We start from the raw sequence: 16,706 nt of genomic DNA on the forward strand, positions 1-16,706 counted from the left end.
CGGAGGGCGTTGCACTTTGCTCATCTTTCCATAATCCTAGATCATCACACCTTGTCAATTCAACGAGATCGCAATCAGGCATCAGCAAAGCCTGCTGCAATCACTTCCAACGAACAGAAGTTGCGGCCGAAACTCGGCCGTAGGCCTTTTTGACTTCGCTGCGCTCGGCGTGAACGACAGCTGCGCAGACAAACCGGTCGTTCGCGAAAAAGCCTGGTGAATTTGCGGCTTGAACAATTGCGTTGAGGCCGGAAAGTAACTCCAGCGACATGCCTGACTTGTTTTCAATAAACCACTGGCGCAACATCTGTGAATGTCCAGAACCAATTGGGAGGTTGGCATGGCAGAGCTACGCGAAATTGGTAAGACAGGGATACGAGTCCCTCGCATCGGGTTTGGGTCGACAGGGTTGGGCAGTATTCCGGAGATCTATGGGTATGAGGTTGAGGAAGAGCGCGCGATTGATACAATTCGGGCAATTCTTTCGCAGCCAAATGCGTTCCTGGACACATCCCGTTGCTATGCCATGGGACGAAGTGAAGAGCGCATAGGTAAAGTCATTCGTGAGCTTGGCGGTTGGCCGGTCGGACGGGTGCTTTCCACCAAAGTCGACCGGGATATGGAAACCGGTGCCTTTGATGCTTCTCAGACACGTAGGTCATTCGAGGAAAGTATTTCGGCCCTAAGTGTCGACAGCGTCGATATACTCCACGTCCATGATGTCGAATATGCAAATGATCTATCTGAGGTCAAAAGACGGGGTGGCGCGATTGAAGAGTTATTCCGCATCAAGGAGGAAGGTCTGGCAAAGGCGGTCGGAATCGCAGCGGGACGTATCGACTTGATGATGCCAATTTTGGAGGGTTGGGATTTTGACGTAGTCCTGACACACAACCGGCATACGCTGGTAAACGACAACGCGGCACCTCTGATAGAACTCGCGAAGTCACGAGGGGTTTCGATATTGAACGCGGCACCTTATTCCGGGGGTGCGCTTGCCCGAGGCAGCGCGATCCATCGCTTTTATGTCTATCGACCTGCAGATGATGAAGTACTTGCGCCAATACGTGCTGTTGAAGAGATATGCGGGCACTACGATGTCCCAGTCGGGGCGGTCGCGTTGCAACACTCTTTGAAAAATGACGACATCACTTCGACGATTTGCGGAGTGACATGGCCTCAGCATGTTCAACAGGCGATGGAATGGGCAGAGTGGTCCATTCCTGAAGGTGTTTGGGAGGACCTCGCTGAGCTCGGGAAATCTTCGGAGGATCCAGAAGCGTAGAGTCGGTTTTCGGATAGGATACTGTTTTGCCAATTGACTGCTTGGGGCTCAGAACAGTCATTCGCTGCACTTGGCATGAGCGGCTGATTTTGAGCGCGAAGCAGACGTTGTTCCTTCTAAAAGACGTAGCCGCTTTTTGTTTTGTCCGCGCTACGCCGCCCGCTCCTTGAAGCTGACAGACTTAGCGATTATATACCAAACGTGGGCGGACAGCCCGCAATTCCCCCAAACATGATGACGCTCGTCTACCGAGCTTTGCCCGTAAGTCGCGGAAGACCGCCGGGGTATGGACCGCCCGAGACATGCTTGCGACCGGTGCGAATGGTCTGGGTCTAGCGCCGATCCACTGATGAGCCTAAGGCAGGGCGAAACCAACAGAATCCAGAGCGTCACGAAAATCGTGATCACCAACCCCGCCTTGGGGTGGTCGCCGGTGGCAACAGCCAACGGGATGCGCATCAACATGATGAATAGGAGAAATCACATCGAGCAAGATATCCAACTTGAAGCTGCCGCAGCAAGGCACATCGTCCTGATCGCTATGGCCTACTGTGAAGCCCAAACAGCAACGAGCGGCGAGGAAAGCCCGATTGTGCATGACCGGCAGTGGCAGGCCTGCTGTGGTGTCGCTGCGCGCTTCCTGAGCGATCCTGAAGCTATGACACCGCAACTCTGCCACCGTGAATGGCGGCTCAGCCAAATGCGGCACAGTCATCCGCAGTTCTGGCCTGCTGCCGCATCTCGCACTTGGGATGAACTCGACCCGATGGACCAGTTTGTCGAGCGGGCTGGTTTGGCAGCAATGCGTCAGACGCTGGACGAAACACGGAGGTCCTCGCGAGGTCGCACCGCGACGCTGCAATGAACGTCGGGCGTTAAAAATCAGCATTATGCTTGATGTGAACAACAGAAAATATACAGACGGACGAGACACAAAACATCCCAACCTCCCAACCAAACGCCCGACAGGGAAGTTGGGAGGTTTTATTGCATGTCCACCCACAACGAAATGGCCGGCCTAGTTCGTTTGGCCTCGTTACAAGCTGTCCCACTTTAAATCAGGCCGTCTTGAGGATAGCATTTTCGAATCGAGCGCCTTTGCTATTGGGTCCTGGAACGAGACGGGGCTCTACATGACGCAAGCGTCGAGCGAAGCTGTTGCGCGCAGGAATTCGGCTGTCCGATACACCTTCTGCGGCACACCACTGACGGAAATTCGAATACAGATCAGCAACAGTGACGACGTTGTTTGCCTTGATGGATAGTCTCTCTGCCGCCCACGCACGAACCCGGTCCGCATCCCTCATTCACGCCTCCTTGGCTATGCGTGATGTCATGGGATCCGCCATGCGCCGCGTGGTCAAAAGTTCCGCAGCCGCAACCACGACAAGATGTAGTAGAAGATCCGCCTCGTGTTCGATTATGCGATCTGCCAATCCCTCGTCGGCCTGCTCTTCAGAATACGCTTTGTCGAAGACCAGAACCTTGAAGCGGCGCTCAACGCCGCTGTCGATCCCCCCGCTAAATGCGGGCAGCTCATTGCAGATGAACACATGCTGCGCCGTGGGAGTGAAATAGAACGGTATGCCGTATGGCAGCCGGGCATGACAGATGTCCCCGGTGATGACCTTTTTTAGCGCGTCGCCTGAAAGATCACGATCCGACGTCTCCTCCGCAACGTTCAGCGCACACCCGCGCAAAACTGAGACGAAGTAGTCTTGTCCCATCTTGGCTGGCGGCACCGACTGAAGTGCATCCGCTGAGATCAATGATGAGATGACCTTGCGCGTGGTACTTTTTCCTGCGCCGCCCGGCCCAATCCAAATAAGGGCCTGCGGGTGTTTCATTTGCGTGCCGATACCAAGTGCCGCTGCGGCGGCTGTCTGCAGGATCAGCTCAATCCGCGCGCTTTTGTCTTGTTCAGCCATGTCCAAGTCGAACTCAAGGTTTGGAGCCTCGTGTTGCAGCCGCCTCAAAGTCGTTTTAGCTGAGAACAAACCCGTGAGCAGCTTCATCACGTCGCTTCCCAAAAGCCGCTTCTCAGCATCCTGCACTGGCCATACACCACGTACGGCATGCCGGGCCCGGTGTTTGCGGGCATGTGGTTCGAGCCGTGGGACATATTCATCTGTTGCAACGTCTTGTTCGAACAAAACGAACCCGCTTTCACAGGTGATGCCAACAGGCGCACCTTCAAAAAACCCATCGTCATCGCGTTTGGACATGAGAAGCGACTTGACACTTTGCGCCTTACTTGACGTGATCTTGACCTCGCCAATGCCGTTGGACGGCGTAGGGTAAGTGGCACCGTCAAAGCGCGCGATGGCACGCGGAAGCCGATTGTCGTTGAGAGCAGTCCAAAGCTTGCCATCGTAAATCCAAACTGTGCCCTCAGTGATGACAATGCGACCAAAGAGATCTTCTAGGTTTTCCAGCACACGATCGGCAATCTCTTCGTCGCTACCGCGGACCAGCTGCTCAACGTTGGACCTGCGCCGCCGCGCGTGGATGCGGTCGGCATCATCCACGGCGGCGGCAACAGCCCGACGTCCCATATCCTGGAGCAGATCGTTCAAATCGGCCTTTTCACTAAGGTTTGAGGGTACCGTGACGACATGGACCCGTGCATTTGGGTTTTCTGCCGCCAATTCACGCGCGATCTGGCGGCAGTCCTGCGCTTTGTCGCTGTCGGCAATGATCTCAATCCGACCGGCGTTTGCTCCTATCGTTTCGGGGCGGATAGACCCGAGGCACACCCTGATCTCTGCTGGCCCAGCAAACAATCGGGTCAATCCGGTTTCGATACCTTCGGCGATCGCAATTGTGCCTGTACCCAGTTTGTTTTTGATCCGAACTGAACCATCCCCGATGTAGCCTGCGCTCAGTTTGGTCTTCTTGCCGTTCTCGTCGCGTATCGGTTGCCCATTGCGGTTCAGGATTGTGCCCTGCATGCCAACAATATTTCCATCGTCATCCGTAACCACCGCCACTAGAGCCGGGCTTTTCTTACCACCCGGTTTGCATTGGAAATCTGGAGCAAATCGCAAAGCGTCGTGTTCAAGATCGATCCCAACCAATCCACGGATGTTGCGCAAGTATTCTTCGCCGGGTGAGCCGGCTAAAGGACGTGTCTTCGCAACCTGCTTCTGCACCCATGCGATCTTAGCAGCCTTTTCATCAGATGCCGCGTCGGAGCGTGCTCTTTCTTCCGCTTCTCGCTGCACGGCTTGTTCATCAGTTTCTTCACGGTTCTCCGAGGCCGCCTGTTCTCCCGGTTCCGATTGCTTCTGCTTCCGCCGTCCTTCAAGAACCTTTTCGCCAGTTATGGCTTCAATCTCGCGTACAGCAGCGTTGAAGTCGGCAAGGCCTCGTACCTTCATTAGCGCATCGGTCAGCGAAACCCCTGTTTCGGGCAGGCACGCGCAAAAAATACGATTAGCGTCTGCATCGTAGCGAAATGAAGGGTTCTTATCTTCATGGTCAGGAAACGGGCAGCGCTGATGCTTTTTTCCAGTTTGTGGTTTGGCACCAATGGCGGCGAGAATTTTGTCCGCGTGTGATTCCTCGACGATGCGGAGACGCTCGGTCAAATTTTTCATTGGTCCCCTCATGCCCGCCACCGCTGCGTTTCGGTCCGGTATGCTGCAGATTTTGCCTGCATGCTTTGTTCCTTTCCTTGGTCTTGGGAGAGCAACAATCATCACTGGCCCCGTTGCGCTCTCCGTGCGGCGGGGTTTCTCTATTCCTATTCCGCTGCCAGATCAGGCGTGTCGATCTTCACAAGCCGCCAGTCGATACCCGCCGCAATTGCGCGGACATGTTCAGCGCGCCAAAAATGCTGGCGACCAATCTGGATGGGTTCCGGCGCATCGCCGCTGTCCACCATACGCAACCACGTGCTTGGCGATCCGGGGAACATGCCCAACGCACCGCTGTGTGTGGAAAGCTGTTTCAGTGTGACGTTCCCTGTTTTCGGGAAGCTGTCGGGGTGGATAGGCATACGGGCGACACTCATGCAGACGCCTCCGTCTGAGGTTCTTCGCCGTTGGCTTTTTCAATTGCAGCCCGTGACCGCTTGAAAAAAACTTTCTCCATCATTTCCTGGCCCAGCTTCTATCCAATTGGTGATGTCGCTGCCGAGATACCGGATTTGTCCCGTGGGAAGGTTCATGAATTTCGGGCCGAGATGGTACTCGCGCCAGTGGTCCAACAGATAGAACTCGTCGTCGCTGAGACAGAGCAGCGCCGCCAGATACCGCTCATCATAGAGACGGTGTGGAACGGGCACTTCGATGTGATCTGACATTGCCAGCCTCCTACAAAAAGATACTGGCAACGTTGTAAGTCATGCATGCCCGACGAACTGATACCCTTGTTCGTTGGGCTTATTTTTATGGCTCAAACAGGTCCATGACCGCTTTATGGGGTGTCATGGAGTTGTGTTTGCGCTCCAATTCCAACCTGTATTTTTCGATCTGGCAATCAATCCGCCCAAGGTAAATAGCCTCTCCTCCCACATCGGAAAATTTTGGTGGTTGCAAGTCGCGGCATTCCTTATGCCAGCGTGCCGCTTTTGCGGCATCGACACCTGCATAACCGGCAACATCCTTGCGCACTTTTTCCTCGTTGGCTTCGCCCTCGGCCTTGATCAGGTGATTGATTGCCGCCACAACCTTTGCTCGAAGTATGGTTTCTTCGAGGGTAATGGAATTGCCGCCCATGCGTACCTTATGCTGCCGCTGCCGTTCTTGCTTAAGCAATCGCTTCATGAAGGGGAACTCAAGACCAACCCCATTGAAGAAGTCCAGAACACCGACAAGTTCATCTGACAACATCGCATCATCGGGTAGATCGGGCTGCGAACTGACCCGCGTACGCAGTTCTTCAAGAAGCGCCAATACGCGCTCTGCCTCTGTCTGACTATCCGTCTCACTCATACCTTTGCCTTCACAAGCATCGGCACGACGTTAGCACGGCCCTTCTGCAACTGAACCAGAAACTGCGAATAGGCTTCCATCATCACCCGGCGCTGGGCGAGGAAGGATGTGCGGTCATAAGCGCGGCCATGCTGCTCTTTAGATGCGTGGCTCAACTGTGCCTCTGCCAGTTTCTAATCGAACCCGAGCCGCTCGGTCACCAATGTGCGCAGCGTAGCCCGCAACCCGTGGGCGTCGGTCTCTCCATCAAATCCGATCTTGCGGATCATGTTCATTGTGGCCGGTTCAGACACGGGGCCGTTCTCGCTCGCAAAGACGAATTCGCGGTGGCCGTTGAGCTTGTACATCTCATTCAGGATATCGATCACCGGGTCCGTCAGGGGAATGGCAATCGTAATGCCCGTCTTGGTGACGGGGTTATTCCATACACGCTCACCGATGTTAATGTCCGCCCAGCGCATTTTGCGCACTTCACCGGCCCTCTGACCTGTATGCGCAATGATCTGAACCAGAGGCTTGCCCAAGGTCTGATGCGGCCACGCGTCCAGCGACAGCAGAAATTGCGCCAGACGCTCTGGCTCAACGATAGCGGGGTGGTGTTTCTTTGGCTGGGGCTTGAAGCGGTCGATTACGTTTGCACCCGGTACGACAGAGATCAGGCCCTCGGCCTCCGCATAGCCCAGAACCTGTCGCAGGATGCGGATGACCCGGCGCGCAGTTTCATGGCTCCCGCGATCTGCGATCTTGAGCGCAACGGCCTTGATATCGACTGCCGTGATATCCGCGACTTCCACAGTTCCCAGCAGAGGGATGGCATCCTTTTCGATCCGGTTGCGGGCGCGGACATAAGTCTTCTCTGCCCAGTGTGAACGCTCCGCTGCCAGCCATGCGCGTGCGACACCGGCGAAGGTGGTGTCCGTCAGGCCCGACCGGGCCTGCATCTCCGCCACATCGGGGGTGATGTTATCTTCAAGCAGGTTCCTCTGCACCTCAACGCGCTGGCGCGCATCTTTGAGGCCGACAGAGGGATAGGAGCCCAAAGTCATCTCACACTGCTTTCCACCGACCCTGTAGCGCCAGACCCATGTCTTGCTGCCCTTCGCGTGAACGATCAGCGTCAGGCCGAGGCCATCTGCCAGCTTGATCTTCTTGTCGCCCGGTTTCGCAGCCTTGATTTGTCTGTCCGTTAGTTTGGTCATCTCGCATACTTTCCCACTGGAGAACCCCACACAGACCCCCACAATGGGAACTCTGCCAGAGCCCAAGTTTCCTTGGGGGTCAGAAAGACGGACACGTCAAAGGCCTTATTTACAAAGCCGTGTGACTGCCAGTGAATTCGAACTGAGGAGAAAAATGGTGGAGCCTAGGGGAGTCGAACCCCTGACCTCTTGCATGCCATGCAAGCGCTCTCCCAACTGAGCTAAGGCCCCATGCAGGTACCGCCTGTGCGGTGGACGGACGTTTATGAGACGGTGCCGGATAGTGCAAGTCCAAAAAATCGGTTTTGCAAAATTTTTGCCGTCTTGCTGATCCGCAAAAATGAAACGAGGCGGCCGGGGGCCGCCTCGGGACGAATTCAGTTTTCGTCTTCCGATGACATGTCAGTGATGTCGTCCAGCGACACGTTGTCATTGTCATCGTCATCATCCAGCAGATCATCGTCCAGATCGACATCGACGTCATCGTCCAGAGCGATGTCATCGTCAGACTGCGATTCACGCGCCTTGGCGGATGCAGCATCCTCGGCGTCGGCGGCGATCATCCGGCTTTTGCCGGTTTCCATAACCACGATCTCGCCGGTGTAGGGGCTTACGATCGGGTCCTTGTTCAGGTCATAAAACCGCTTGCCAGTGGTCGGGCAAACGCGCTTTACGCCCCATTCTTCCTTGGGCATGTCAAATCCCCTTGATATCAGGTGAGTCGTATCAACGATTCAGGTCACGTGCCACATGCGGCCGGCACTGTCAAAGCCTTTGCGCAGGAGAAGTTGGGATATGGGGAAACATGCATTGCCCGGGACGCCTCCGGTGCCTTTGACATTGCGCAAGTCGGCGCGGGCACGGCGGATCAGTCTGCGGATTTCCCAACTGGACGGGCGGGTCACGCTGACCTTCCCGCAAGGCGTGCCCGAGGCCGAAGCGCTGAGTTTCGCCCGCACAAAGGAAAACTGGATCCGGCAGCATCTGCAGAACCAGCCCGGCCGGACGCCGGTGGAAATCGGCGGTTTCCTTCCAATCGAAGGGTCCGAGCGAAAAATCGTTGCCGCGACGGGGCGAAGGATCCAGATGCATGACGACCAGATCGCGGTTCCTTCGGGGGCCGAGGGGCGACGACTGGCCCGATTCCTCAAGGAACTCGCGCGCGACCGGTTGACAGAAGCCTGCGATGACTATGCCGCCATGTTGGGCCGTCCGTACAAAAGCCTGACTCTTCGGGATACGCGGTCGCGCTGGGGATCGTGCAGTTCCGTCGGTGCGCTGATGTTCTCGTGGCGCTTGATTCTGGCACCCTCAGAAATTTTGCATTATGTCGCGGCCCACGAGGTGGCTCATCTGGTTGAGATGAACCACTCTCCGGCTTTCTGGGCACAGGTCGAGCGGATCTTCGGGCCTTGCAAGGATCAGCGGCGGTGGTTGCGCGACAACGGGGCGCGGCTGCATCAATACCGATTTGAAGCCGGGACGAGTTGACCCGGCTGATATTTGTGATCACATGGGCGCATGTTGAGCACACGTTCCACCGAGTCCCAGACCGCAACGCACGACCGCGTCTACCGGACGCTCAGGTCCCGTATCATGCATGGGGATATTGCCCCGGGGCAGGCGTTGACCCTGCGCGGGATCGGCAAAGAGTTTGGCGTATCCATGACACCGGCCCGCGAGGCGGTGCGCCGATTGGCGGCCGAAGGGGCACTGACCCTGTCGTCGTCAGGTCGCGTATCGACCCCGGAACTTGGCAACGACCGGATCGAGGAACTCGCGGCCTTGCGCGCCCTGCTTGAGGTTGAACTGGCAAGCCGGGCACTGCCACGGGCGCACATGGCGCTAATTGACCGGCTGCAGAGCATCAACATGACGGTTGCGGAAATGGTAACCAAACGGGATGCGGTCGGGTATATCCGCGCCAATCTTGAGTTCCACCGCACTTTGTACCTTCGGGCGCAGGCACCGGCGATGCTGGCAATTGCGGAAACCGTTTGGTTGCAACTGGGCCCGACGATGCGCGCACTCTATGGGCGGCTACGGCGCACAGAGCCGCCGCACTACCACAAGCTGATCATAGCTGCGCTCAAGGCTGGCGATGAGCCAGGATTACGGCTGGCGGTACGGTCCGATGTGACGCAGGGCTTGCGGTTGCTGGTCAGCTAGGCGGCTTATTGCCGACGACATCCCGGTTGCCCCATTCGAGACAGGCGCAGGCCAGCGACGTTCTGGCTCAAAAGCGCGGTCTGCGTTACTCTGGCCAAAACCACAACAAGAGCAGATTTCAGACATGATCAATCGACGGACCTTCTCTATGGGGCTTGGGTCGGCGCTGCTGGCCGCCTGTTCCGATATCAGTTCACCTGCGCGCGGGCCGGCCACACGGATGCAGGCTGTGCCCAATGCAGGCTGGGATGCCTGGGTTGCCGGGTTCAAGGGACGCGCGGCGTCTCAGGGGATTTCGCAGGCCACAATCAATCGCGCGTTTCAGGGGGCTGGATATTTGCCCGGCGTGATCGAACGTGACCGCAACCAGGTCGAGTTCAAGCGCTCGCTTGAGGATTATCTGGCCATTGCGGCCTCGGACGAGCGGATCAGCACCGGCAAACAGATGCTGCAGCGCCATGGCGCAACCTTGTCGCAAATTGAAGCCCAATACGGCGTCGACCGTGAAATCGTGGTTGCGGTCTGGGGGCTGGAAAGTCGCTATGGCGCGCGTCGGGGCGATGTGGCGGTGATCTCGGCTCTGTCGACGCTGGCCTACGACGGACGGCGCGGGGAGTTCTTTGAAAAGCAGTTGATCGCAGCGATGAAGATCCTGCAGAACGGCGATACGACCCCCAACAAAATGACCGGCAGCTGGGCCGGGGCGATGGGGCATACCCAGTTCATTCCGACGTCGTATCTGGCCTACGCGGTGGATTTCACCGGCGACGGGCGACGGGATATCTGGTCGGACGATCCGACCGACTCACTGGCCTCGACCGCGGCCTATCTGGCGCGCGCCGGTTGGGTGCGGGGCCAGAAGTGGGGTGGCGAGGTCGGAACGGTGTCAGGCACACCTGTCGCAGTGCTGCAGCCGCAGACGCCCGGACCGCGCATCGCGGTGTTCCGCAATTTTCAGGTGATCAAGCGCTACAACAATTCGGACAGCTACGCGATCGGTGTCGGGCATCTGGCCGACCGGATCGCCGGCGGCGCGCCGTTTCAGGCCTCGTTCGGGCCGGACGAGAACGGCCTGACCCTCGAGGACCGCAAGGAGTTGCAGCGTCGTTTGACGTCGGCCGGGTATGACACGGAAGGGGCGGATGGTGTGATCGGCAAGAAATCCGAAGCCGCCATCAGCGACTACCAGCGGGCCAGCGGTCTGGCCGTAACTGGGACGCCCTCGGCAGACTTGCTGCGCAGGCTTGGGGGCTGACGGCTCAGGCCGCCAACCCTTTCGATCCGATGTCGAGGAATTTCTGGCGGCGGTCCTGAATCAGGGCCGCTGCGTCTTTGCCTGCCAGTTCGGCCAGCATGGCCGTGATTGATGCGCGCACTGCCTCAACTGTCGCCGGACGATCACGATGGGCACCGCCTTTGGGCTCCGGGATAATGTGGTCGCAGACGCCAAGCTTGTGCAGATCCTGCGCGGTCAGGCGCAGGGCCTCGGCCGCTTCGCGCATTTTCTCGGAGTCCTTCCACAGGATCGAGGCGCAGCCTTCGGGCGAGATCACCGAATAGACCGAATGCTCCAGCATCGCGACACGGTTTGCCGTAGCGAACGCAACCGCACCGCCCGAACCGCCTTCGCCGATGATGACGGAGACCAGTGGTACACCGATTTTCAGACACATCTCTGTCGACCGGGCGATTGCTTCGGACTGGCCGCGTTCTTCGGCGCCTTTGCCGGGATAGGCGCCTGCGGTATCGATCAGCGTGATCACCGGCAGGCCAAAACGGCCAGCCATCTCCATCAGACGTACGGCCTTGCGGTAGCCTTCGGGGCGGGCCATGCCGAAATTGCGTTCAATCCGGGACTTGGTGTCCGAGCCTTTCTCGTGCCCGATCACCATCACCGGCTGGTCGTCGAACCGCGCCAGACCGCCAATCACGGCCAGGTCGTCGGCAAAGTTCCGGTCACCGGCCAGGGGCGTGAACTCGGTAAACAGCGCGCCGACATAATCGTTGCAATGGGGGCGCTCCGGGTGGCGTGCTACCTGACATTTCCGCCACGGGGTCAGATCGCCGTACAGCTCATCCAGAAGTTTGGCCGCCTTGGCGTCCAGCGCAGCAGCTTCTTCGGCCACGTCCATCTCTTCGTTGGCACGGGCCAGCGCGCGCAGTTCCTCGGCCTTGCCTTCGATCTCGGCCAGGGGTTTCTCGAAATCCAGATACTGGGTCATGACGCCTCTCAACGCGGAATTTCCCCGCTATATGAACTTGCCGCCAGAGGAATGCAACACAAGGCAAGCCGGGTCCTGAACCTGATCCGTAGCGGGTATGGCTGTTTCACAGCCGCAAGGTCATCGGCACCCACCCTCGGCAATTAGACCCGGTTCTCACTTCCATCCCGTGTTTTTGGCTCGACAGATCTGACTATTGCTCGTGGCGCCGACGGATCCCGGATGTTGATGAATCGCATCCGGAATGTCACTGAACGGATCGCTGATCAGTTTCCGACCAAGGCTTGGCCGATCCTCAATTAGGGTTTCAGACCTGGGATCGTTCTGAGCCAAATGCCCTGCGTCGGCAGAAGAGTGTTTTTGGCTTCTCTGCGAGAAGTCAAAAAATGCGGAAGCAGCCAAACCGCGGCCAAACTAGTGAGTGAGACATGTCATGCAAGTCCATTGTTTTGGGCCATCGTTCGGGCTCAGGATTGGTCCAAGCGAAGATCGTAGCGTTTCAGTGTATTGGTTGGTGAGAATTCAGCAAGATTTGTGGTCGCGGAATATGCGATCCCGGTCAGGCAAGAAGAAGGAAGGGAGCCGATGACAGCCAGCTATGAAGACCGCATTTTGCGCGTTCTGGCCTATATCCACGATCATCCGGCCGGGGATTTGTCACTGGACACGCTGGCCGATGTCGCGGCCATGTCGCGGTTTCACTGGCATCGTGTGTTTCGGGCCATCACTGGCGAAACCTGCGCGCAGGCCGTGCGCCGGATCAGGTTGCATCGGGCGGCGTGCTGGCTGGTGCAATCCGACAAGCCGGTTGCGCAGGTGGCCACTGATATCGGCTATCCCAACCTGAAATCCTTTGCGCGGGCCTTTTCCGAGGCCTATGGCAGCAGCCCCGCCGGTTTTCGGAAGGCCGGGCAATGCCTGCCAGCCAACCCAAATTTCAGAACCGGAGAATATCCAATGCACCCTGTCACGAAACGAATCGAACCCGCCCGCCGCGTTGTCGCGCTGCCTCACAAAGGCGCGTATGCCGAGATCGGCAAAAGCTTTGAAGCCTTTGGTACCTTGTGCGAATCCCGCCAACTGTGGCCGCAGATGGGTCCTGTTATCGGGGTCTACCTCGACAGTCCCGATGACGTGCCCGAAGATCAATTGCGCAGCTATGCCGGTGCCGAACATCGCGGCGGTGCGACCCCCGACGGTATGGAAGCTCTGGAAATCCCCGGCGGCAATACCGCTGTGCTGACCTACAAGGGCCCGTATTCAGGAATTCACGCCGCCTATCACAGCCTGTTCGGCAACTGGCTGCCTGAATCTGGCGAGGAACCGGCGGATCGGCCTTGCTATGAAATTTACCTCAACGATCCGCGCGACACCGCGCCAGAAGACCTGCTGACTGAAATCTGTCTGCCACTGAAATAGCTCAACTCGGCCACAGCACCGGATAAAGCGAGGCCACCAGCAGCACCGCCATGGTCCAGTTGAAGGCAAGCAATCGGCGCGGGTTTGTCAAAACGCGCGCCATCTGTTGTCCAAGAACGGTCCAGACGCTGACCGAGGGAAGGTTGACCGCTCCGAAAACCATTGCAACGACCATGATCGCACCCAGCGTCTGATCCGGCGTATAAGCGGCAGTTGCTGTCAGGGCCATGGCCCACGCCTTGGGGTTGACCCATTGAAACGAGGCGGCCTGAAGAAACGTCATTGGTGTACCCTTCACGGCCTGATCTTGCGTCGGCGCGGCATTGGCAATCTTCCAGGCTAGGTACAGCAGATAAATTACGGATGCGATTTTGAGTATCGTATAGCTGACCGGATAACGGTCGAAGATCTGAACCAGTCCGGTTCCCACCAGCAGAACCATGAAGGCAAAGCCCAGCCCGACCCCCAGCATATGCGGGACGGTGCGCCGGAACCCGAAATTGGCACCCGATGCCATCAACATCAGATTGTTCGGCCCCGGCGTAATCGAGGAAACGAATGCAAAAGCGATCAGGGCGAGCAGAAGTTCATAGGTCATGAAGCGAATAATTGAGGCAAAACCGGTAAATGAAATTGCGTTTTGATGCGTACTTCCCTTAGTTTTGCAATCAATGACCAAGATTGACGAAATAAACCGCCAAATATTGCGAGAGCTGTCCCGGGACGGTCGTATCAGCAACCTGGACCTTGCTGACCGTGTTGGTCTGTCGCCGTCTGCTTGTCTGCGCCGGGTGCAGGAACTGGAACGTGCCGGTGTCATCACGGGTTATCGCGCGGTTCTAAACCCCGCAGCCCTGGGAGTGGGGTTTGTGGCCTATATCGGCGTAGGGTTGGGCGAGCACACCAAAGCCGCGCAGGAAGGGTTCGAGCGCGCATTGCAGCGTGCGCCGGAAGTGGTTGAATGCCACAATATTACCGGAACAATCGAGTATCTGCTGCGGGTGGAGTGTGCCGACCTGCCGTCCTACAAGACTTTCCATACCGAGGTGCTGGGAACCCTGCCGCATGTGACCTCAATTACGTCCTATGTTGTAATGGATTCACCAAAGGACGTAAGGGCCTGACGTTGAGATTGTGAACTTCAACCGACTTGCGAGGTGAATTTTCACGTCCTAGTGTCTTCGCAATAAAAAGGTCGGAAGGGGAGAAACCCCAAAGGACCACACTCAGGGAGAAGACCATGAAACTCTTTCGGATCGGTGCGCTGGCCACAGTCGCGGCAGTAATCGGCAGCACGGCCATGTCCGCGCCATTGAAACTGCAACCCGCAAACCCGCAGCCCAACGCGAAGGCGGGACTGAATGTGAAATACGCATGGGAGGGGAATCCGCCGCGCAAGATTCAGAACCTCGCCAAAGTTGGTTTCCTGTTGAAAAAGGCCAAGGCGGGTCCGCCTTTGAGGGGACTGGATTACCGTGACACATCGGATGGTGATCCTGTCATGACTTTCAACGAAGCCTATAATGTGGCGGCGGAGATTACCGGTTTTATCCGTTTTGACTCGCCCGGCATTTACGAGTTGGAAACCTGGTCCAACGATGGAATTGACGCCTATGTCGGCGGTCAACAGATCGGATATGTCAACGGACGCCAGGGCTGCGAAGCCAACCAGCGCACCGAGGTCGAAGTGCCAAAGGCCGGGTGGTACCCGCTGAATATTAAGTATTTCCAGAAATACGGAACATCCTGCCTGATGATGAAATGGGGCAAAGCGGGTGAAAAAATGAAATGGACCCCGAACAGCGCATTCGGGCGCTGACGCCAAGCGGGGCAACAGTCGGTTGGCCCAACAGGTCTGTTTGATCAGGCATGTCGGGCTTTTCCCAAAAAATGCACGAATTTTCACAAGGCCGCCTGCAAGTCTTTTTCATCGCACCTATCTTGGGTATGAAAACCACACCCCGGGGGGCGATCCCCGGGGTCAACAAAGTAACTGCTGAACCTTCGGGAGCCCGCACATGTTAATTCGACGTCTCGCGCTAGCCGGGCTCTTTCTGGGAATGTTGCCCGCCATGGCGCTGGCGCAATCCGATGAAAGCTCTGCGGCGGAACTGTTTGTCGAACTCAACACACTTCAGGATATTGATGACGCCTGCCAGATGACTTTCGTGGTGCGAAATGACACGGGGCAAGGTGTTGACGCTGTTTCGTTTGAAGCCGTGATTTTCGACACCTCCGGAGGCGTGGATCGCCTGACGCTTCTGCTTCTGAGGGACCTTCCCGAGGGCCGTATGCGCGTGCGCCAGTTCAACCTTTCCGGATTGTCCTGCGAGAAGATCGGTCAGGTTCTTTTTAATGGTACGAATTCCTGTCAGGTCAACGGGGCAGAAAGCGACATATGCCGGGAAACGCTGACGCTTGGCAGCCGTGTCGACGTGGAGCTACTGGGATGAGCCCGCTGGTTGCGCTGCGCGAGATCGTGGCCCTGGGTGGGCCGGTGGTTGCGATCCTGATCGTGATGTCGGTGCTGACGCTCGCCGTCACGCTGTACAAGCTCTGGCAGTTTGCCGCGTGCGGCGTGGGTCGGCATCGGGTGTTGTCTCAGGCGCTGGCGGCCTGGGATGCGGGTGATCGGCAGCTTGCGCGTGACCGTCTGACACAAAGCCACAGCTACCTTGCTCCGCTCGTGAATGCGGCGATGGACGCACCGGATGCACCGGGCCTGTCTGAGCGGCTGGATGCCGAGGCCGGGCTGGCGCTGGCGGGGCTAGAGCGGGGTTTTCGCCTACTTGATACCGTTGCGCAACTCGCGCCGCTGCTGGGGCTGTTCGGAACCGTTCTGGGTATGATCGAAGCGTTCCAGAGCCTGCAATCCGCCGGGGCTTCGGTCGATCCCTCGCTTTTGGCTGGCGGTATCTGGGTTGCGCTGATCACCACGGCAGTCGGGCTGGCGGTCGCTATGCCAACCTCGATGGTGTTGTCGTGGTTCGAAAGCCGGACAGCACGCGAGCGTGTGTTCGCTGACAAGGCACTGCGGACCGTGCTGGTTCCGGGGCAGGGCATTCAGGCCGCGACGGGCAGAGCGCATACCCCGGTCGCGCCCGAACATGCGTAATACCGCACCCTTCGTTCGCCGCCCATTGTCGATGACGCCACTCATTGACGTCATTTTCCTGCTTTTGTTGTTCTTCATGCTGTCCTCGACCTTTTCCCGCTTTGGCGAGATCGAACTAAGCAGCGCAACCAGCGGTGGGGCGGCCTCGGATGCGCCGTCGGAACGCGCTTTCGTGCAATTGGGGGCGACCCGGCTAGTACTGAACGGCGCGCCGGTCACGCCCGAGGAACTGGCGGCCCAGGTCGAAGCGGGTCAGGTTCTGATCAGCATGGACAACGACGCCACAGCACAGCATCTAGTTGATATTTTGGCTCTGCTGCGCGGCCGTGAAGACCTCAGCGTTCTGGTGCTGGAGTAAGG

At 57.7% G+C, this 16,706-nt stretch carries 21 protein-coding genes and 1 tRNA gene; 11 read left to right on the forward strand and 11 right to left on the reverse strand.

The annotated features are described in order from the left end of the window. Window positions 1–100: 100 nt before the first annotated feature. Window positions 101–307: a hypothetical protein gene (locus ACR1XU_RS00005; RefSeq protein WP_480909086.1), complete on the reverse strand. Its 207-nt coding sequence runs from the start codon at window positions 305–307 to the stop codon at window positions 101–103. A 33-nt stretch (window positions 308–340) separates the two neighbouring features. On the opposite strand from ACR1XU_RS00005, the gene ACR1XU_RS00010 reads away from it, so the two are divergent. Both ACR1XU_RS00010 and ACR1XU_RS00015 read left to right on the forward strand, forming a co-directional pair. After that, a complete protein-coding gene (locus ACR1XU_RS00010; protein ID WP_480909085.1) occupies window positions 341–1,285 on the forward strand; it encodes an aldo/keto reductase in 945 nt (314 codons plus the stop codon). 349 nt (window positions 1,286–1,634) lie between these two features. Then, window positions 1,635–2,150 carry a hypothetical protein gene (locus tag ACR1XU_RS00015; protein ID WP_480909084.1) on the forward strand — a complete coding sequence of 172 codons (516 nt, stop codon included), beginning with the start codon at window positions 1,635–1,637 and terminating at the stop codon, window positions 2,148–2,150. Between the two features lie 442 nt (window positions 2,151–2,592). Here ACR1XU_RS00015 and ACR1XU_RS00020 read toward each other — a convergent pair whose 3' ends face one another. The 8 genes from ACR1XU_RS00020 to ACR1XU_RS00055 all read right to left on the reverse strand — a co-directional run bounded on the left by ACR1XU_RS00020 (window position 2,593) and on the right by ACR1XU_RS00055 (window position 8,116). Next, window positions 2,593–4,884, reverse strand: a complete 2,292-nt coding sequence (locus tag ACR1XU_RS00020) for a DUF7146 domain-containing protein (protein ID WP_480909083.1) — start codon at window positions 4,882–4,884, stop codon at window positions 2,593–2,595. 146 nt (window positions 4,885–5,030) lie between these two features. After that, window positions 5,031–5,300 (reverse strand): hypothetical protein, encoded by a 270-nt coding sequence (locus ACR1XU_RS00025; protein WP_170512719.1) that lies wholly within the window; start codon window positions 5,298–5,300, stop codon window positions 5,031–5,033. 39 nt (window positions 5,301–5,339) lie between these two features. After that, window positions 5,340–5,591: a hypothetical protein gene (locus ACR1XU_RS00030; protein WP_480909082.1), complete on the reverse strand. Its 252-nt coding sequence runs from the start codon at window positions 5,589–5,591 to the stop codon at window positions 5,340–5,342. A gap of 85 nt (window positions 5,592–5,676) precedes the next feature. Further along, the gene (locus ACR1XU_RS00035; protein ID WP_480909081.1) at window positions 5,677–6,222 is read right to left on the reverse strand and encodes a hypothetical protein; all 546 of its coding nucleotides are present in this window, start codon (window positions 6,220–6,222) and stop codon (window positions 5,677–5,679) included. After that, window positions 6,219–6,377, reverse strand: a complete 159-nt coding sequence (locus tag ACR1XU_RS00040) for a hypothetical protein (RefSeq protein ID WP_480811959.1) — start codon at window positions 6,375–6,377, stop codon at window positions 6,219–6,221. Before ACR1XU_RS00040 ends, ACR1XU_RS00035 begins: the two co-directional genes overlap by 4 nt. An 18-nt stretch (window positions 6,378–6,395) precedes the next feature. Further along, the gene (locus ACR1XU_RS00045; RefSeq protein WP_480909080.1) at window positions 6,396–7,421 is read right to left on the reverse strand and encodes a tyrosine-type recombinase/integrase; all 1,026 of its coding nucleotides are present in this window, start codon (window positions 7,419–7,421) and stop codon (window positions 6,396–6,398) included. Window positions 7,422–7,576: 155 nt separating this feature from the next. Then, a tRNA-Ala gene (locus ACR1XU_RS00050) sits at window positions 7,577–7,652 on the reverse strand. Window positions 7,653–7,798: 146 nt separating this feature from the next. Beyond that, the gene (locus tag ACR1XU_RS00055) at window positions 7,799–8,116 is read right to left on the reverse strand and encodes a TIGR02300 family protein (RefSeq protein ID WP_170609631.1); all 318 of its coding nucleotides are present in this window, start codon (window positions 8,114–8,116) and stop codon (window positions 7,799–7,801) included. A gap of 100 nt (window positions 8,117–8,216) precedes the next feature. Between ACR1XU_RS00055 and ACR1XU_RS00060 the strand changes: the two genes are divergently transcribed. From ACR1XU_RS00060 to ACR1XU_RS00070, 3 genes are all read left to right on the forward strand, one after another. After that, on the forward strand, window positions 8,217–8,912 hold the full coding sequence (locus ACR1XU_RS00060; RefSeq protein WP_480909079.1) for a M48 family metallopeptidase: 696 nt from the start codon (window positions 8,217–8,219) through the stop codon (window positions 8,910–8,912). Window positions 8,913–8,942: 30 nt separating this feature from the next. Next, window positions 8,943–9,590 (forward strand): GntR family transcriptional regulator, encoded by a 648-nt coding sequence (locus ACR1XU_RS00065; RefSeq protein WP_170609635.1) that lies wholly within the window; start codon window positions 8,943–8,945, stop codon window positions 9,588–9,590. Between the two features lie 124 nt (window positions 9,591–9,714). Then, a complete protein-coding gene (locus tag ACR1XU_RS00070; protein WP_480909078.1) occupies window positions 9,715–10,845 on the forward strand; it encodes a lytic murein transglycosylase in 1,131 nt (376 codons plus the stop codon). Between the two features lie 4 nt (window positions 10,846–10,849). Here the strand turns inward: ACR1XU_RS00070 and ACR1XU_RS00075 are convergent, their stop codons facing one another. Then, window positions 10,850–11,812, reverse strand: a complete 963-nt coding sequence (locus ACR1XU_RS00075) for an acetyl-CoA carboxylase carboxyltransferase subunit alpha (RefSeq protein ID WP_480909077.1) — start codon at window positions 11,810–11,812, stop codon at window positions 10,850–10,852. Window positions 11,813–12,397: 585 nt separating this feature from the next. On the opposite strand from ACR1XU_RS00075, the gene ACR1XU_RS00080 reads away from it, so the two are divergent. Beyond that, entirely contained in the window at window positions 12,398–13,231 is an 834-nt protein-coding gene (locus ACR1XU_RS00080) for an AraC family transcriptional regulator (RefSeq protein WP_480909076.1), read from the forward strand. A gap of 1 nt (window position 13,232) precedes the next feature. Here the strand turns inward: ACR1XU_RS00080 and ACR1XU_RS00085 are convergent, their stop codons facing one another. After that, window positions 13,233–13,829, reverse strand: a complete 597-nt coding sequence (locus tag ACR1XU_RS00085; RefSeq protein WP_480909075.1) for a LysE family translocator — start codon at window positions 13,827–13,829, stop codon at window positions 13,233–13,235. A gap of 73 nt (window positions 13,830–13,902) precedes the next feature. On the opposite strand from ACR1XU_RS00085, the gene ACR1XU_RS00090 reads away from it, so the two are divergent. The 5 genes from ACR1XU_RS00090 to ACR1XU_RS00110 all read left to right on the forward strand — a co-directional run bounded on the left by ACR1XU_RS00090 (window position 13,903) and on the right by ACR1XU_RS00110 (window position 16,704). Continuing rightward, window positions 13,903–14,355, forward strand: a complete 453-nt coding sequence (locus ACR1XU_RS00090) for an Lrp/AsnC family transcriptional regulator (protein ID WP_170609644.1) — start codon at window positions 13,903–13,905, stop codon at window positions 14,353–14,355. Window positions 14,356–14,471: 116 nt separating this feature from the next. Further along, window positions 14,472–15,050, forward strand: a complete 579-nt coding sequence (locus ACR1XU_RS00095; RefSeq protein ID WP_480525524.1) for a PA14 domain-containing protein — start codon at window positions 14,472–14,474, stop codon at window positions 15,048–15,050. A 199-nt stretch (window positions 15,051–15,249) separates the two neighbouring features. After that, window positions 15,250–15,684: a hypothetical protein gene (locus tag ACR1XU_RS00100; RefSeq protein WP_480909074.1), complete on the forward strand. Its 435-nt coding sequence runs from the start codon at window positions 15,250–15,252 to the stop codon at window positions 15,682–15,684. Further along, window positions 15,681–16,346 (forward strand): MotA/TolQ/ExbB proton channel family protein, encoded by a 666-nt coding sequence (locus ACR1XU_RS00105; protein ID WP_170609650.1) that lies wholly within the window; start codon window positions 15,681–15,683, stop codon window positions 16,344–16,346. Before ACR1XU_RS00100 ends, ACR1XU_RS00105 begins: the two co-directional genes overlap by 4 nt. Beyond that, a complete protein-coding gene (locus tag ACR1XU_RS00110) occupies window positions 16,339–16,704 on the forward strand; it encodes an ExbD/TolR family protein (protein WP_480909073.1) in 366 nt (121 codons plus the stop codon). Before ACR1XU_RS00105 ends, ACR1XU_RS00110 begins: the two co-directional genes overlap by 8 nt. The last annotated feature ends 2 nt before the right edge of the window (window positions 16,705–16,706 follow it).

Source organism: Ruegeria sp. D1(2025), from assembly GCF_056536425.1.

Bases quoted from the DNA above. Each gene is read 5' to 3' on its own strand.
- ACR1XU_RS00025 (WP_170512719.1), bottom strand. From the start codon at position 5,300: ATGAGTGTCGCCCGTATGCCTATCCACCCCGACAGCTTCCCGAAAACA.
- ACR1XU_RS00030 (WP_480909082.1), bottom strand. From the start codon at position 5,591: ATGTCAGATCACATCGAAGTGCCCGTTCCACACCGTCTCTATGATGAG.
- ACR1XU_RS00060 (WP_480909079.1), top strand. From the start codon at position 8,217: ATGGGGAAACATGCATTGCCCGGGACGCCTCCGGTGCCTTTGACATTG.
- ACR1XU_RS00070 (WP_480909078.1), top strand. From the start codon at position 9,715: ATGATCAATCGACGGACCTTCTCTATGGGGCTTGGGTCGGCGCTGCTG.
- ACR1XU_RS00035 (WP_480909081.1), bottom strand. From the start codon at position 6,222: ATGAGTGAGACGGATAGTCAGACAGAGGCAGAGCGCGTATTGGCGCTT.
- ACR1XU_RS00065 (WP_170609635.1), top strand. From the start codon at position 8,943: ATGTTGAGCACACGTTCCACCGAGTCCCAGACCGCAACGCACGACCGC.
- ACR1XU_RS00105 (WP_170609650.1), top strand. From the start codon at position 15,681: ATGAGCCCGCTGGTTGCGCTGCGCGAGATCGTGGCCCTGGGTGGGCCG.
- ACR1XU_RS00110 (WP_480909073.1), top strand. From the start codon at position 16,339: ATGCGTAATACCGCACCCTTCGTTCGCCGCCCATTGTCGATGACGCCA.
- ACR1XU_RS00015 (WP_480909084.1), top strand. From the start codon at position 1,635: ATGAGCCTAAGGCAGGGCGAAACCAACAGAATCCAGAGCGTCACGAAA.
- ACR1XU_RS00095 (WP_480525524.1), top strand. From the start codon at position 14,472: ATGAAACTCTTTCGGATCGGTGCGCTGGCCACAGTCGCGGCAGTAATC.
- ACR1XU_RS00020 (WP_480909083.1), bottom strand. From the start codon at position 4,884: ATGAAAAATTTGACCGAGCGTCTCCGCATCGTCGAGGAATCACACGCG.
- ACR1XU_RS00075 (WP_480909077.1), bottom strand. From the start codon at position 11,812: ATGACCCAGTATCTGGATTTCGAGAAACCCCTGGCCGAGATCGAAGGC.
- ACR1XU_RS00055 (WP_170609631.1), bottom strand. From the start codon at position 8,116: ATGCCCAAGGAAGAATGGGGCGTAAAGCGCGTTTGCCCGACCACTGGC.
- ACR1XU_RS00080 (WP_480909076.1), top strand. From the start codon at position 12,398: ATGACAGCCAGCTATGAAGACCGCATTTTGCGCGTTCTGGCCTATATC.
- ACR1XU_RS00005 (WP_480909086.1), bottom strand. From the start codon at position 307: ATGTTGCGCCAGTGGTTTATTGAAAACAAGTCAGGCATGTCGCTGGAG.
- ACR1XU_RS00090 (WP_170609644.1), top strand. From the start codon at position 13,903: ATGACCAAGATTGACGAAATAAACCGCCAAATATTGCGAGAGCTGTCC.
- ACR1XU_RS00010 (WP_480909085.1), top strand. From the start codon at position 341: ATGGCAGAGCTACGCGAAATTGGTAAGACAGGGATACGAGTCCCTCGC.
- ACR1XU_RS00085 (WP_480909075.1), bottom strand. From the start codon at position 13,829: ATGACCTATGAACTTCTGCTCGCCCTGATCGCTTTTGCATTCGTTTCC.
- ACR1XU_RS00045 (WP_480909080.1), bottom strand. From the start codon at position 7,421: ATGACCAAACTAACGGACAGACAAATCAAGGCTGCGAAACCGGGCGAC.
- ACR1XU_RS00100 (WP_480909074.1), top strand. From the start codon at position 15,250: ATGTTAATTCGACGTCTCGCGCTAGCCGGGCTCTTTCTGGGAATGTTG.